Source organism: Geodermatophilus sp. SYSU D00697, assembly GCF_054050175.1.
Map to the genome: position 1 here is coordinate 14,502 of NZ_JBJGYV010000038.1, position 14,042 is coordinate 28,543.

At 76.5% G+C, this 14,042-nt stretch carries 13 protein-coding genes; 3 read left to right on the forward strand and 10 right to left on the reverse strand.

The genetic code is table 11. From position 1 onward, the window contains the following. Position 1: 1 nt before the first annotated feature. The 4 genes from ACI79C_RS22525 to ACI79C_RS22540 form a co-directional block, all read right to left on the reverse strand. Entirely contained in the window at positions 2-1,552 is a 1,551-nt protein-coding gene (locus tag ACI79C_RS22525; protein WP_456947922.1) for a hydantoinase/oxoprolinase N-terminal domain-containing protein, read from the reverse strand. A 24-nt stretch (positions 1,553-1,576) separates the two neighbouring features. After that, on the reverse strand, positions 1,577-2,929 hold the full coding sequence (locus tag ACI79C_RS22530; RefSeq protein ID WP_456947923.1) for a purine-cytosine permease family protein: 1,353 nt from the start codon (positions 2,927-2,929) through the stop codon (positions 1,577-1,579). A 146-nt stretch (positions 2,930-3,075) separates the two neighbouring features. Next, positions 3,076-3,510: a TIGR03618 family F420-dependent PPOX class oxidoreductase gene (locus tag ACI79C_RS22535; RefSeq protein ID WP_456947924.1), complete on the reverse strand. Its 435-nt coding sequence runs from the start codon at positions 3,508-3,510 to the stop codon at positions 3,076-3,078. Between the two features lie 62 nt (positions 3,511-3,572). After that, on the reverse strand, positions 3,573-4,031 hold the full coding sequence (locus ACI79C_RS22540; RefSeq protein ID WP_456947925.1) for a winged helix-turn-helix transcriptional regulator: 459 nt from the start codon (positions 4,029-4,031) through the stop codon (positions 3,573-3,575). 93 nt (positions 4,032-4,124) lie between these two features. Between ACI79C_RS22540 and ACI79C_RS22545 the strand changes: the two genes are divergently transcribed. Continuing rightward, positions 4,125-4,610, forward strand: coding sequence for an N-acetyltransferase family protein (locus ACI79C_RS22545; RefSeq protein WP_456947926.1), 486 nt, complete (start codon positions 4,125-4,127; stop codon positions 4,608-4,610). Here the strand turns inward: ACI79C_RS22545 and mug are convergent. After that, positions 4,559-5,146, reverse strand: coding sequence for a G/U mismatch-specific DNA glycosylase (gene mug, locus ACI79C_RS22550; RefSeq protein ID WP_456947927.1), 588 nt, complete (start codon positions 5,144-5,146; stop codon positions 4,559-4,561). The genes ACI79C_RS22545 and mug overlap by 52 nt on opposite strands. A gap of 86 nt (positions 5,147-5,232) precedes the next feature. On the opposite strand from mug, the gene ACI79C_RS22555 reads away from it, so the two are divergent. Next, positions 5,233-5,700: a RidA family protein gene (locus tag ACI79C_RS22555; protein WP_456947928.1), complete on the forward strand. Its 468-nt coding sequence runs from the start codon at positions 5,233-5,235 to the stop codon at positions 5,698-5,700. A 15-nt stretch (positions 5,701-5,715) separates the two neighbouring features. On the opposite strand, the gene ACI79C_RS22560 is transcribed toward ACI79C_RS22555, so the two are convergent. The 3 genes from ACI79C_RS22560 to ACI79C_RS22570 form a co-directional block, all read right to left on the reverse strand. Next, complete coding sequence (locus ACI79C_RS22560; protein WP_456947929.1) at positions 5,716-6,222, reverse strand: hypothetical protein; 507 nt, start codon at positions 6,220-6,222, stop codon at positions 5,716-5,718. A 90-nt stretch (positions 6,223-6,312) separates the two neighbouring features. Continuing rightward, complete coding sequence (locus ACI79C_RS22565; RefSeq protein WP_456947930.1) at positions 6,313-6,501, reverse strand: hypothetical protein; 189 nt, start codon at positions 6,499-6,501, stop codon at positions 6,313-6,315. 2 nt (positions 6,502-6,503) lie between these two features. Beyond that, positions 6,504-6,830: a hypothetical protein gene (locus ACI79C_RS22570; protein WP_456947931.1), complete on the reverse strand. Its 327-nt coding sequence runs from the start codon at positions 6,828-6,830 to the stop codon at positions 6,504-6,506. A gap of 89 nt (positions 6,831-6,919) precedes the next feature. On the opposite strand from ACI79C_RS22570, the gene ACI79C_RS22575 reads away from it, so the two are divergent. Beyond that, positions 6,920-8,518, forward strand: a complete 1,599-nt coding sequence (locus ACI79C_RS22575; protein ID WP_456947932.1) for an RNA polymerase sigma factor — start codon at positions 6,920-6,922, stop codon at positions 8,516-8,518. A 13-nt stretch (positions 8,519-8,531) separates the two neighbouring features. Here the strand turns inward: ACI79C_RS22575 and ACI79C_RS22580 are convergent, their stop codons facing one another. Both ACI79C_RS22580 and ACI79C_RS22585 read right to left on the reverse strand, forming a co-directional pair. Next, positions 8,532-9,449: a ribonuclease Z gene (locus tag ACI79C_RS22580; protein WP_456947933.1), complete on the reverse strand. Its 918-nt coding sequence runs from the start codon at positions 9,447-9,449 to the stop codon at positions 8,532-8,534. Further along, positions 9,446-13,999, reverse strand: coding sequence for an HAD-IC family P-type ATPase (locus tag ACI79C_RS22585; RefSeq protein ID WP_456947934.1), 4,554 nt, complete (start codon positions 13,997-13,999; stop codon positions 9,446-9,448). Before ACI79C_RS22585 ends, ACI79C_RS22580 begins: the two co-directional genes overlap by 4 nt. Positions 14,000-14,042: the final 43 nt, after the last annotated feature.

Here is a 14,042-nt window from a genome sequence, read left to right on the forward strand (position 1 = left end):
GTCAGCCCTCCATCCGCAGGTCGCCGACGGCCTTGCAGCGGATCCGTGTCGCGTTGCCGGGCAGGTACGGGATCGGCACCTCGTCGAAGTCGACGACCTGCACCGACGAGGGGTCGGCACCGGCGGCCACGGCCCGGTCCACCGCCTCGGCGCGGGCCTCCTCCACGACGGCCTCCCGGCGCCCGGGCTCGATCGCGAAGATGCGGTCGACCTCCCCGCCCACCTGCGCGATCGCCGCGCCGATGGCGTTGGCGACGGCGTAGTTCTCCGGCCGGTGCACCGCGCCGAGGCCGGGCAGCTCGTCGGGCAGCAGGATCGAGCCGCCACCGACCGCGACGACCGGGAGCGGCTCGGGCGAGGTGCGCATGCGCTCCACGACGTCGGCGACGTCCACGGCGACCCGCTCGAGCGCCCGGCGGGCCAGGTCGGGGTCGACCGAGCGGACCCGCTCCGGATCGCCGATCACCGCCCGGCCGGCGGCGACCGCGACGTCGGTGGCGGTCAGCGTCTGCCCACCGAAGACGAGCGCGTCCTGGATGAGCCGGTACCCGACGGAGTCGGGGCCGACGGTCACCCCGCCGTCGTCGCGGACCAGGCTGCCGCCCCCGATGCCGACGCTGAGGACGTCGGGCATCCGGAAGTTGGTGCGGATGCCGGCGACCACGACCTCGGTGGTGGCCTCCCGGGGGAAGCCGTTGGTGAGGATCCCGACGTCGCTGGTGGTGCCGCCGACGTCGATGACCGCGCAGGTGCCCAGGCCGGAGAGGACCGCCGCCCCGCGCATGGAGTTGGTCGGGCCCGAGGCGAAGGTGGCGACGGGGTAGCGCCGGGCGTAGTCGACGTCCATCAGCGTGCCGTCGTTCTGGCTCAGGTAGATCGGCGCGGTGATGCCGTGGCTGCTGACCGACTTGGCCAGCCCCTCGACGATGCCGGTGGCCAGCTCGCGCAGCGCCGCGTTGATGATCGTGGCGTTCTCCCGCTCGAGCAGCCCGATGCGGCCGATCTCCGACGACAGCGAGATCGCCACCTCGCGGCCCAGCTCCTCGGCCAGGACCGCCGCGGCACGGTGCTCGAACTCGGTGTTGACCGGGGAGAACACCGAGGAGATGGCCACGCTGCGCACGCCGGAGGCGGCCATGTCCGCGGCGTGCCGGCGCAGCTCGTCCTCGTCGATCTCGGAGATGTGCCGCCCGTCGAACTCGTGCCCGCCGTGGGCCAGGTAGGACCGGCCCTTGACCGCGTCCACGAGCCGCTGCGGCCAGTCGACCATCGGGGGCAGCGAGGCGGTGGCCGGCAGGCCGAGCCGCAGCGCCGCGGTCGGCGCCAGCCTGCGGCCCTCCACCAGCGCGTTGATGAAGTGGGTGGTGCCGATCATCACCGCCCGGACGTCGGCCGGGTCGAACGCCCGCTGGCCCTGCAGCCCGTCGAGCGCGCCGACGATGCCGCTGGTCACGTCGTCACTGGTCGGCGCCTTGACCGCCGCGAGGACGGTGGACCCGTCCATGAGGACCGCGTCGGTGTTGGTGCCGCCGACGTCGATGCCGATGCGCACTGTGGTTCTCCTCCTGGTGCCGGCTCAGCCGGCCGTCGACGACTCGGGGGTGGCGGTGTGCACGCGCGGGCCCGCCAGGTCGCGGGTGTAGGAGACCCCGACCCCGCGGACGAGCCCCAGCTTGCCCGCGACCACGTACAGGACCATCGCGACCACCAGCGAGTTGATCGACGGCAGGCCCCAGGTCACGAACTTCCCGACCAGCGCGCTGACCAGCCAGATGACGAGGGTCGCGGGCACCCACGTGGGGGCCTCGTCGGGCACCGCGCCGCGGGCCCGGGACTCCTCGAGCGCGCCGCGCCACTGCCGCACGACGAAGTACTCGGCGACCATGATCCCGGCGATCGGCGGGAAGGCGACGCCGAGCAGGGTGAGGAAGTCGGTGAAGCGCTGCAGGATGCCGCCGGCGGCCAGCAGGCTGCCGACGACGCCCACGGCGAGGGTGACCGCGGCGCGGTTGACGTGCCGGCCGAAGACCGCGCCGACGAAGTTCACGATGCCCAGGCCGGAGCTGTAGAGGTTCCAGTCGTTGATCTTCAGCGTGCCCAGGATGATCACGAGGGTGCCGACCCAGCCCACCGACGAGGTGACGATCGTGATGATGTCCGCGGACTGCACGGCGTGGGCGAGCAGCACGCCGGACAGGCCGATGACGTACTCGCCGAGGGTGATGCCCACGACGGTCTGCTTGACGACGTCGGCGGTCGACCGGTTGAAGCGGGTCATGTCCGGGGTGATGACGGCGCCGACGATGAACGCGCCCGCGACCAGCGTCGTGCCCTGCAGCAGGGACAGCTCGGGGCCGGGGGGCGGGGAGGTGACCAGCGCGCCGATCTCGACGTCGAGCAGCGCGGAGACGATCGACCAGCCGACGAGGACCACGAACGCCGGCACGGTGATGTAGGCGACCCACTGCATCGAGCCGAAGCCCCAGAGCACCACGAGGGTGACGGCCAGGCCGAAGACCAGCGACCACGCCCACACCGGCAGGACGCCGACCAGGGACACCAGCCCCTCGGCCGACACCGCCGACTGGATGCCGAACCAGCCGATCAGGCTGATCCCGATCGCCAGGCCGACGAGCGACGAGCCGCCGTGGCCGAAGCCCGACCAGCGGGCCAGCAGCGAGGTCTGCATCCCCTCGCGGGCGCCCATCACGCCGACGAAGATGGCGACCACCTCGAGGATGACCGCGCCGAGGGTCAGTGCCCAGAAGGCCTCCCAGAACCCCATGCCGAAGCCGAGCGTCGAGCCGAGGAGGAACTGGCTCAGGGCCGAGATCTGCCCGAAGCGCTGCACCGCGACCGAGCGCCAGGAGTAGCGCGCTTCCTGGGGGACGCGGCCGAGGGCGTAGTCGTCCGTGCCAACAGCAACCATGGGGGCCTCCGGGTGGGCGTGGAAGGCCCGCAGGCTATGGACGCGTCCCGCTCCCGGTCACTGTGCGGACTGCCTGGTCGCCGGTCGACCGCTGTTCAGGGTGCACAGCCGGGCCGCGGGGCCGGGAGCGGCTCCCGGTGGCGCCCTCAGTCGCTCCGGTCCTCGTTCTGGTCGACGATCGTCTGGCGGCGCGGGGTGACCCAGAGGATGACCCGCTCGGACTTGATGGCGTCCTCCGAGTAGTCCCGGCCGGTGTACTTGCGCGCGAGTTCGTCGATGTGTGCGCGCGCCTCCGGCCCGGTCGTCGTGCGGGTCACCTCACCGCGCACCTCGGCGTACCGGTAGGGGTCGTCCTCGTCCCGGACCAGGACGGTGATCCGCGGGTCGCGCTGCAGGTTCTGGTACCTCTTCCGGTGGGTCTCGGTGTTCAGCACCACCGATCCGTCACGGACGCCCACCCACAGGACCTGCGTCTGGAACAGCCCGCTCGGCAGCAGGGTGGTCACCGCGGCGAAGTTCCTGCCGGAGGCGAGTTCCTCGGTGACCGGGTGGAGCTCGGGCGCGTTCGTCGTCTCGGCCATGGCCCCATCGTTGCCGGGGTCGGCCTCCGCCGCGCTCCGGGAGCGGGGTGGAGCCGCAGTGCTCAGCCGGCGGGGACCCGGGGCAGGGGCCGGACGTCGCGGGCGCCGGAGAGCTCGTGCCCGGCCTCGCAGACCAGGGCCAGGTGCACCGGCTCGCCGCACTCGCGGTGTCGGAGCTCCAGCGGCGCGCCCCCCTCCTCGGCCAGGTACCGGTCCCCCCACTCCATCAGCGCGACCAGCGCCGGGTGGAGGTCGATCCCCTTCTGCGTGAGCCGGTACTCGTGCCGCTGCCGCTCCCCCTGCGCCTGGTAGGGCACCCGGCGCAGGATGCCCTGGTCGACCAGGGTGGCGAGCCGGTCGGTGAGCACCGCCCGCGGCACGCCGAGCACCCGCTGGAAGTCGGCGAACCGGCGCACGCCGAGGAACGCCTCGCGCAGCACGAGCAGGCTCCACTTCTCGCCGACGACGGCGAGCGTGCCCGCGACCGAGCACCGCGACCGGTCCCACACGGCTCCGCTCACGAGGCCAGTCTATCCGGCTGGGTTCACTTGACGAACTCGCCGGACCAGAGCAGGGTTCGGTTCCTGAACTCAGGGGGCGGGATGGACATCGGAGTGACCACCAGGCCGGTGCGGGAGGACGACGGGCCGCGGTTCTGCCGGCTGTGGGGCCGGCTGTCGCGCGAGACGATCTACCGCCGCTTCCACGCGCCGCTGCACCGCCCGCCGGCGGACGCGCTCCCCCGGCTGGTGGCGGTGGACCACGACCTGCGGGAGGCGCTGGTCGCCGACATGGGCGGCGAGGTGGTCGGGGTGGCCCGCTACGACCGCTCCCCCGCCGACCCGGCCACGGCCGAGGTCGCCGTCCTCGTCGAGGACGGGTGGCAGGGGGTCGGCGTCGGCCGCCAGCTGCTGCGCGAGCTGGTCGAACTGGCGGCACGCCGCGGCGTCGCCACCCTCACCGCCGACGTCCAGGTCGACAACGACCGCGTCGTCGGGCTGGTCCGCCGGCTGCTGCCTGGCTCGTCCCTGAGCGCCGCGGACGGCGTCTACGCCGTCTCCGCCCCCGTGCCCCGCGTGCCGGCCCCCGCCGGCGCCTGAGCCCCGGAGGGACCGCCGGGTCCCGGGCAGCCCGCCGCTGACCGGAGCTCCCGGTACAGCCGGGCCAGGTCGGGCAGCTGGTAGTGGGCGTTGAGGCCGCTGGGATTCGGCACCACCCAGGTGGACGCCCCGCCGATCCGCTCGTCCTGCCGGCCCAGGACCGCCCGCGGCCGGCCGAAGCCGGTCCGGTAGGCACCGACCCCGAGGACGGCGACCACCCGCGGCCGGTACCGCCCGACCAGGTCGGTCAGCGCGGCAGCGCCCGCGCGCAGCTCGTCGGGGGTCAGCTCGGCCGCCGTCCGGGTGGGCCGGTCCACCAGGTTGGTCACGCCGAGGCCGTACCGGGGCAGCTCGCCGTCCTCGTCGGGCGTCATCCGCCGCGGGGTGAGGCCGGCCAGGTGCAGCGCCGGCCAGAAGCGGTTGCCCGGCCGGGCGAAGTGGTGACCGCGCGCCGCCGACAGCAGCGAGGGGTTGATGCCGCAGAAGAGGACGTCGAGGTCGGGCGCGACGACGTCCCGCAGCGGCTTGCCGGGCACCAGGGGAGGCTAGCCCCGAGCCGCGGTCGCGAGGTCGGGACCTCCGGCCGCTCGCGGACGACGGGTCGCCGGGCCAGGGTCGGTCCATGACCGTCGACGACCGGCTGCGCGAGCTCGGCATCGAGCTGCCCGAGCCGATGAGCCCCCGCGCCAACTACGCGCCGGCCACGTGGGCCGGGGACCTGCTGTTCCTCTCCGGCACCGGACCGGTGCGGCCGGACGGGAGCCTGCTCACCGGCAAGGTCGGCGAGCGGGGGCTGGACCTGGACACCGGGCGCGAGGCGGCCCGGCTCGCCGGTCTGCAGATCCTCGGCCGGCTGCGGGCCGAGCTGGGCGACCTGGACCGCGTCCGGCAGGTGGTCAAGCTCTTCGGGATGGTGAACTGCGCGCCCGGGTTCACCCAGATCCCGGCCGTGGTCGACGGCTGCTCCGACCTGCTCACCGACGTCCTCGGCGACGCCGGCCGAGCGGCCCGCTCCGCGGTGGGGATGGCCGAGCTGCCCTTCGACATCGCCGTGGAGGTCGAGGCCGTCGTCCTCGCCGCGCCGGGGTAGTTGGACTGGTCCGCGTCAATGCGAGCTGAAGTCGTCGATGAACATTAGCCGGTTCAGCTCGGCAGCCTTGCGAGGGTCGCCGCGGACCTCCTCGAGCCATCGCTCGACCGCTTGGCACAACTCTTCGCAGAATTGGTCCACCTGCAGCATCAGCACGGAGTCGACCTGGTTGCGGTGGACGACCCAGCCGCCCGCCGTTGGCTGGACGAAGTGGAATCGCTCCACCACCTCGCGGGCCCGGTGGGCCGTCACGTCGTCGAGGCCCTGGTGAAGAAGCGCGCACCGGAGTGCGTAGCAGTCGCCACCGGTCATGAACACGTGCTCTTGAGCCTCAGCTCCAACCGGGTGCCGGTAGAGGGCGCCGACGTGCTTGTCCCACCAGCCGGTGTAGCGGCGCCTGCTGCCGTCGTCGCCGGGCTCGATGCTGCCGCAGATGTCCGGCAGCGTGAGCGCCAGCGCGAGCGCGGCGTACAAGTTGCGCTGGGCTACCGCGGCTCGCACCGCTTGGACCAGGTGCTCCACAGAGGCCAGCGTGCCATCGACGCGCACTGCCGTTCGGCGTAACTGGGCGCTGCGATGTGCGAGAGGCACTTCAGCCAGGATGATCAGGAGTCACCGTCGCCTCCAGGGGAGAGCGCGACAGGTGCGGTCTTCTCGCAGGTAGTGCACTACCCCGCGGGGTGCGAAGGCGTCCTCGCCCACCCGCACCAGCTCACCGCGGGCCGGCTGGCCGAGGAGGCCGGCGATGCTCCACGCCGAGGCGTACAGGTCGCCGTCCTCGAGCAGCAGCCCGGTCGGCATGGTCACCTGCGCGCGGAGGTCCGCTCCTCGCCGTCCACGCGGGTGAGCCGGCCCACGGTGGCCGGGTCGAAGTCCGGGCCCGGCTCCCCCTCCGGGAGGCCCTCCAGCAGGTCGGAGGGGGAGCCGGTCCCCGCGCGGCCGACCTCGACGCCGGTCAGCGAGGTGGAGTCCTCGTGGACCTCGACCTCCTCGCCGTCCGCGCTGAGCACGTACACCCGGGCCGCCCCCGGCACCTCGGCGCCCAGCGTGCTCACGTGGATGCGGCCGTCCGGGCCGCGGGCCAGCCCCGTGGGAACGGAGTCGCAGCCCACCGACCCGCTCGGGATCATGGACCCCGGCGTCCTGTGACGGCGCCGTCTCCCCGGCCCGTCCGGGAGCTGCCGGGGCCGGGCCGCGCCGGCCGCCGCAGACTGGAGCGGTGAGCGACGTCGAGGAGGCGTTCGGCCGGTTCGTGGCCGCGGAGCGGCCGGCGCTGCTGGCCGAGGCGCTGCGGCTGACCGGCGACCCCACCCGGGCCGAGGACGCGGTGCAGGCGGCGCTGTCCCGGGTGCACCGCCGCTGGGGGCGCGCGGGCACCGACCCGCGCGCCGCCGCCATCGCCGCGCTGGCCGACACCGCCGGCCGGGTGCGCGGCAGCGGGCAGGTGCTCGAGTCCCTCGACGCCGCACCGCCTCCTCCGGTCGTGCCGGGGAGGTGGCGGCTGGGCACCGCAGAGGCGGTCGCCGATGCCGTCTCCCGCAGCCGCCGGTCCCGCCGGCTGCGCGCCGCGGCGGGGACGGCGGTGGTGGCGGTGGCCGCGGTTGCCGGACCGCTCGCGCTGCGCGGCCCGGAGGCCCCGGCCCCGGCACCGGCCGCCGCGGCGCCCTCCGACACCGCCGTCCTGGCCGAGCCGACCCGGGGCACGCTCGCAGGCGACCGCGCGTACGTCGACGCCCTCCGGCGGCTGGACTGGGGACCGCTGGTGCCACCGCCGGAGGACGAGCGGCAGGTCGTCCTGGCCACCGACACGCCCGCGGGCCGGGTGGCCCTGGTCGCAGGGACGGTGGACGAGGACCTCCGAGGGGTGTGGCTCACCGGGCCGGTCGGCGCCGCGGCCGGTGAGCTGGTCGCCCACGTGCCGCAGCACCTGGGCCCGGGCCGGCCGGCGTCGCTGCTGGTCGGTGACCCGGGTGCGACCACGCTGGTCGTCGTCGCCGGGCGGGACGACGCCGTCGAGGTGTCCCCGCGACTGCAGGTCGGCCCCCGCGGGACGGTCGGCCGCACCTACCGGCCGGTGGACGACGTCGACGGCGTGGCGGTCGTCCCGGTGGCGACCGCGGCGGTCGGCGCCGCGCTCAGCGTCCGGGTGGTGCGGGACGGGCGGCCGGTGCACCGCTCCGAGGTCGACGTCTCCACGGTCCCCGAGCCCGCCCCTGCCCCACCGGGCCCGCTCGAGCCCCTGCGCCCGTCGCCGGTCCGGCCGGCGGCCGCCGCCGTCGCGGCCGCGCTCGCGGAGGTGGCGGTCCCCCTGGGCGCCGAGCCGGCGGCGCTGGAGCCGCAGCTGCTCTGGTCGGGCCCGGTGCCCCTGGAGGGCGTGCCCGGCACGGCCGCCGTGGTCGTCGCGCGCAGCCCCGGCGGCGGGCTGGTCGTCACGACCTGGGCGGCACAGGTCGGCCCGAGCGGCACCGGGCGGGTGGTCCCGTGCGGGGTCTCCACCCCGCCCGGCAGCGCCGAGGTGGCGGGCCTGGTGGTCGCCCGGGTCTGCGACCTGTCGGTGCCGGAGACCGAACCCTCGGACGACGGCCGCTGGCTGGTGGTCACCGCTCCCGCGTCGGCCGCCGACGCCGCCGTCCTCGACGACCGCGGCGCCGTGCTGGGCACGGTGGCCCTGCAGGACGGCAGCGCGGTCGCGCTCCTGCCCGACGGCGGGCGCACGGTCCGCATCCGCGACGCCACCGGCCGGGCGGTCACCGACGTCCCGGTCGCCGCGGCACCGGTGAGCCCCTTCGGCGACTACGGCGGCGGCCCGGTGCGCTGAGCCGCCGGCCGGCTCAGGCCCGGCGCCGCGGCACCGTGACGGTCTGCAGGTCCCGCGCGACGACGAGGTCGCCGTCGAAGACCGCGGCCGCCTCGTCGCGGAACGCGTCGGGCTCGGGGTACCGCTGGGAGAAGTGGGTGAGCACCAGCCGGCGCACGCCGCACCCCGCCGCGACGGTGGCCGCCTGACGGGCGGTGAGGTGGCCGTAGGCGGCGGCGAGCGCGGCGTCCTCCTCCAGGAAGGTCGACTCGACGACCAGCAGGTCGGCGTCCTCGGCCAGGGCGAAGACCGCGTCGCACAGCCGCGTGTCCATGACGAAGGCCACCCGCTGCCCCGGCCGCGGCGCGCTCACCTCCTCCAGCCGGACGACCCGGCCGCCGACCTCCAGGGACCCCTCGCGCTGCAGCCGCCCCACGTCCGGGCCGGCCACGCCGGCGCGGGCCAGCTCGTCGGGGAGCATCCGCCGCCCGTCGGGCTCGACCAGCCGGTAGCCGAAGGCCTCCACCAGGTGGTCGAGGCGGCGGGCCTCCAGCGTCCACGACGGTCCCGAGGCCACCGGCCCGTCGGCGTTCAGCGGCACCTCCCGCAGGTCGAGGACGTCGTGGAAGACCGACGCCGCCCGCAGCCGGGCGAAGTACTCCCGGCCCGACGCCGGGAAGTGCGCGTGCACCGGGTGCGGGACCCGGTCCAGCGACATCCGCTGGACCACGCCGGGCACGCCGAGGCAGTGGTCGCCGTGGAAGTGGGTCAGGCAGATCCGGGTGACCGCGCTGCTGGGCACGCCGGCCAGCAGCAGCTGCCGCTGGGTGCCCTCCCCGGGGTCGAACAGCAGGCCCTCGCCGTCCCAGCGCAGCAGGTAGCCGTTGTGGTTGCGGGTCCGGGTCGGCGCCTGGCTGGCCGTGCCCAGGACGACGAGCTCGCGGACCGTCACGCCGGGGCGGGCCCGCTCGCCGACCGGGCGCGGTACCGCTGCACCAGGGCCGGGACGACCTCGGCCCCCGCGGTGCCGGCGGCGGCCCAGCCCAGCACGACCCCCCACGACAGCGGGTCCAGCGGGGTGCAGCCGAAGAACCGGCTGACGCCCGGCGTCGAGACCACCGCGACCAGCACCGCCAGCGACCCGGCGGCGGTCGCGAGCACCAGCGGGCTGCGCCGCCCGGCCCACGCGGTCTGGCCCAGCTGGGTGGTGATCAGCGCGGCCAGGCCCATCGTCCCCGCCCGCCCGGCGGGCCCGGTGAGCCGGCCGGCCGCCCACGCCCCGGTGGCGCCGGCCGCGGTGGCCGCGCCGCGCACCAGCACCATGCGGCGGACCGCCCCGGAGAAGCCGCGCTGCGGACCGGCGCGCAGCACCGCCTCCTGCGGGTGCCCGGCCAGCGGGCCCTCCGACTGCTCCAGGACGGCGGCGCGCGGGGAGGACACGGCGACGGCGAGCGCCGGGAACATGTCCGTGAGCAGGTTGACCAGCAGCAGCTGACGGGTGCCCAGCGGGGCGCGCCCGCCGAAGGCGGTGCCGAGGACGGTGAAGGCGACCTCGCCGGCGTTGCCGCCGACGAGGATGGACACGGCGTCGCGCACCCGCAGCCACATGGCCCGGCCCTCGCCGATCGCGTCGACCAGGCGGGTCAGGTCCAGGTCGGTGAGCACCAGGTCCGCAGCGGCCCGCGCGGCCGGGGACTCGGCACCGGAGACGCCGATGCCGACGTCGGCCAGCCGGATGGCGGCGGCGTCGTTCACGCCGTCGCCGGTCATCGCCAGCGTGGCGCCGGCGCGGCGCAGCGCGCTCACCAGCGACACCTTCTGCTCCGGGGACAGCCGCGCGAACACCGCCCCCTCCCGCACCATCTGCGCGCGCTCGGTGTCGGAGGCCCGGGCGAACTGCGCCCCGGTGACCACCCGGTCGGCACCGGGCACGCCGGCCTGCGCCGCGATCGCCCCGGCGGTCTCCGGGTGGTCCCCGGTCGCCAGCACCACCCGGACCCCGGCGGCGCGCAGCTGCTCGATCGCGGCCACGGACGACTTCCGGAGCGTGTCGGAGAGCCCGACCAGCCCGCGCAACCGCAGGTCGGTCGCCGCGGCGTCGAGGTCGTCGGGCACCTCGTCGAGGTCCCGGTCGGCGACGGCGAGTACCCGCAGTCCGTCGGCCGCCAGTTCCTGCACGGCCGACCGCACGTCCGGCGCCCCGGAGCAGCGCGCGACGACGACCTCCGGCGCGCCCTTCACCAGCAGCCGGCCGTCCCGGACCGCCGCGGAGAACCCGCGCTCGGCGGCGAAGGGCACGCAGGCCTGCGCCTCGCCGTCCGGGGTGAGGTCCCGCTCCCGGGCGGCCTCGACCACGGCGCGGTCGGTCTCGTGCGCCTCGGCGTCGCCGTTGGCCACCCCCGCCGCGGCCAGCCGCAGCACGTCGTCCTCGTCGGCGCCGTCGTCGAGCGGGAGCAGCCGGGACACGCTCAGCCGGTTCTCCGTCAGCGTCCCGGTCTTGTCGAAACAGACGGTGTCGACGCGGCCGAGCGCCTCCAGCACGCGCGCGCTGCGCACGACCGCGCCGCGGCGGGACAGCCGGCGGGCGGCGGCCTGCTGCGCCACCGTCGCGACCAGCGGCAGCCCCTCGGGGACGGCGGCCACAGCGACCGCGACGCCCGCGGCGACCGCCTCGCGCAACGGACGGCGCCACAGCACCCCGAGAGCGGTCACCGCCGCACCGCCGGCGAGGGTCAGCGGGAGCACCGCCCGGGTCAGCTCGGCCAGCCGGGCCTGCACGCCGGCCGGCGGCGCGGCCCCACCGGCGGCACGCGCGGCACGCCCGGCCTGGGTGGCCGAGCCGACGGCGACGACGACGGCCCGGCCGCTGCCGGCGACCACGGTGGTGCCGTCGTGGAGCATGCAGGTGCGGTCGGCGACGTCGGCGCCCGGTGTGGCCGGCACCGACTTGCCCACGGGCAGGGACTCGCCGGTCAGGTTGGACTCGTCGACCTCGAGGTCGGTCGCCCCGAGCAGCCGGGCGTCCGCGGCGACCACGTCCCCGGCGGCCACGCAGACGACGTCGCCGACCCGCAGCGCGCTGGCGGGGACCTCCTCGCACCGGCCGTCGACCTCCCGCCGGACGGTGACGTCCTGCTCGAGCAGCAACGCCTCCAGCGCGGTCTCCGCCCTCAGCCGCTGCAGCCCGCTCACCAGCGCGTTCATCACCGTGACGCCGCCGACCAGCAGCGCGTCGGTGTTCTCGCCGAGCGCCGCGGTCGCCCCCGCGCCGGTGGCCAGCACCGGCGTGAGCGGGTCGGCGAGCTCGGCGGCGACGGTCCGCGCGAAGCGGGCGGGCACCCGCACGACCGGGAGCTCCCGCACCGCGCGGGCGGCTCCGGACAGCCGGCCGGCCCGGCCGTCGGACTGCTCGGGGAGGTCGGCGAGCCGGCCGAGGACGTCGTCGGGCTCCAGGGCGTGCCACGGGGTGTGCACCGACGGCGGCGGCACGGGCCGCCGGGCGGCGCGGAGCGCCGTCCAGGCGCCGTCGACCAGCGTGGCGGTGCTGGCCGTCTTGCCCGGTGCGGTCGCCTTCGCCTGCCCGTACCGGGGGCTGCCGACCGCGGCCAGCAGCCCGCCCAGCACGTTCCCGGTCACCGCGGTGGTCACCGACCGGCGGCTGACCGCACGGGCCGGGACCGTGGCGGCGACGACCGCACAGGCGTCGACCAGGCCCGGGCCGGTGACCAGGTCGGCGCCCCAGGCGGGCGCGTGCCCGGGCACGACGGGGGCGACGGCGACGTCCGCGGCCATCAGCGCGGGGCCGTCCGCGGCGGAGACGAGCAGCACGGCGTGCCCGTCGCCCTGCAGCCGCCGCACCGTCTCCACCAGCGGCTCGCCGGCGGGGGCGACCTCGTCGGCGGCGGCGCCCACCTCCCGCGTGCCCACGTGCCGGGTCAGCACGACGCGGTGGCCGGCGTCGGCGGCAGCGGCCATGAGGGCCTCGGCGTACGGGTCCAGCTCGGGGGCGACGGTGACGACGCCGACCCGGCGGCGCCCGCGCAGCAGACTGCGCACCTCCCCGCCCGCGGCGTCCGCGGCGGCGCGCGCCGGCCCCAGCCGCAGGTGCGGCTCGCCGTCCGCCGCGCCGGCGCCGGGGGTGTCGTGGTCGCCGAGCAGCCGCACGGCGGCGGTCCACACGGCGGCGTCGTCCTCCCCCTCGGCGGTGGCGGTCGCCTCGATGACGACGGGTGGGCCGGTGCAGAGGGTGGCGGAGTCGAGGACGACGGTGTCGACGCGGTCGAGCCGGCGGTAGGCCGCGCCGTCGAGGGGCAGCACCCCGCGCCGGCACATCAGCAGGTCCAGCGTCGCGGCGAAGGACTCCCGCCCGAGGCCCGCGGCCTTGGGGTTCTGCGACTTGAGCATGTCGGCCGAGCGCCCGGGGCTGCCGGTCAGCGGCAGCATCCCGAGCGAGGCGGCGAGCGCGACGGGCTCGAGGCGGCTGCGGTAGGTCTCGACCGGCCCCGGCGGCAGCGGCACCGGCCGCGGGCCCGGGGGGACCAGCGGCTGCGCCTCGTCCTCCGGCTCGGGGCCGCACAGCTCGCCCTCGCGGCGCTGCCACACCTGGCGGCGGGCGCGCATCTCGACCACCTGCTGCAGGGCCGCGGCGGCGTTGAGCGCGGGGATGACCGGGCTCTGTGTGAGCGCGTGCAGCAGCGCGCTGGTGCCGTTGAACAGCAGGTCGGTGCCGATGACGCCGATCCGGGCCTCCAGCCCCGACCGGACCCAGCGCTGGCTGTCGAGCAGGGCGATGGCCAGCGTGGCGTGCCGGGACAGCGCCGGGATCGGCAGCGCCTTGCCCATGTAGGCGACGCCGACCGAGACGGTGTCGATGGCCGCGGCGACCGCGGCGGCCAGCAGCGGCTCGAGGTCGGCGGGGTGCTCCACCGTCTCGGGGAACACCTGGGCACCGCCCCGCGCCTGCTCGATGGCGGTCACCGCGCCGACGACGTCCTCGATGCCCACCCGGTGCTCGTCGAAGGCGACGAACACCCGGCCGACGACGTCGTTGACCGTGGCCCACTGGACGCCCTCGAGCCGTTCCAGCTGGCGGCGCAGCGCCCGGCGCACCTCCGGCTGCTCCTCGATCGAGGGGGCGCAGACCTCCATCTGGACGTGCCCGTGGTCGGCCCAGACCCGGCGGGTGTGGCGGTGCCGGGGCGGCTCGACCATGCCGCGGGCGGCGTCGACGAGCGAGTGCAGGTGGCCGTCGGGGACGGGGTCGGCGCCGGTGAGCAGGGTGCCCACCGCGCGGGTGCCGGTGACCGCCGCGCTGTGGGCCAGGTGCCGGGTGGCGCCGGCCACCGCGGAGCCGACCTCGGACGCGGTCCGGACGGTCGCCCGCGCCGGCCCGCCGAGCAGGCCGGCGGTGACCAGCGCCGGGGCGGCGGCCAGGCCCAGTCCGAGGCGCGCGGCCGTGCCCGCCGCGCTGCGCGCGGCGTCGATGCGGCGGAACCGGCCCATGGCGCCCCTCGAACGGTGGTGCGCGGAAACCTACGCCGCCGGA

Coding starts and splice junctions, on each gene's coding strand:
- ACI79C_RS22530 (WP_456947923.1), bottom strand. CDS start 2,929: ATGGTTGCTGTTGGCACGGACGACTACGCCCTCGGCCGCGTCCCCCAG.
- ACI79C_RS22535 (WP_456947924.1), bottom strand. CDS start 3,510: ATGGCCGAGACGACGAACGCGCCCGAGCTCCACCCGGTCACCGAGGAA.
- ACI79C_RS22555 (WP_456947928.1), top strand. CDS start 5,233: ATGACCGTCGACGACCGGCTGCGCGAGCTCGGCATCGAGCTGCCCGAG.
- ACI79C_RS22565 (WP_456947930.1), bottom strand. CDS start 6,501: ATGCCGACCGGGCTGCTGCTCGAGGACGGCGACCTGTACGCCTCGGCG.
- ACI79C_RS22570 (WP_456947931.1), bottom strand. CDS start 6,830: ATGATCCCGAGCGGGTCGGTGGGCTGCGACTCCGTTCCCACGGGGCTG.
- ACI79C_RS22585 (WP_456947934.1), bottom strand. CDS start 13,999: ATGGGCCGGTTCCGCCGCATCGACGCCGCGCGCAGCGCGGCGGGCACG.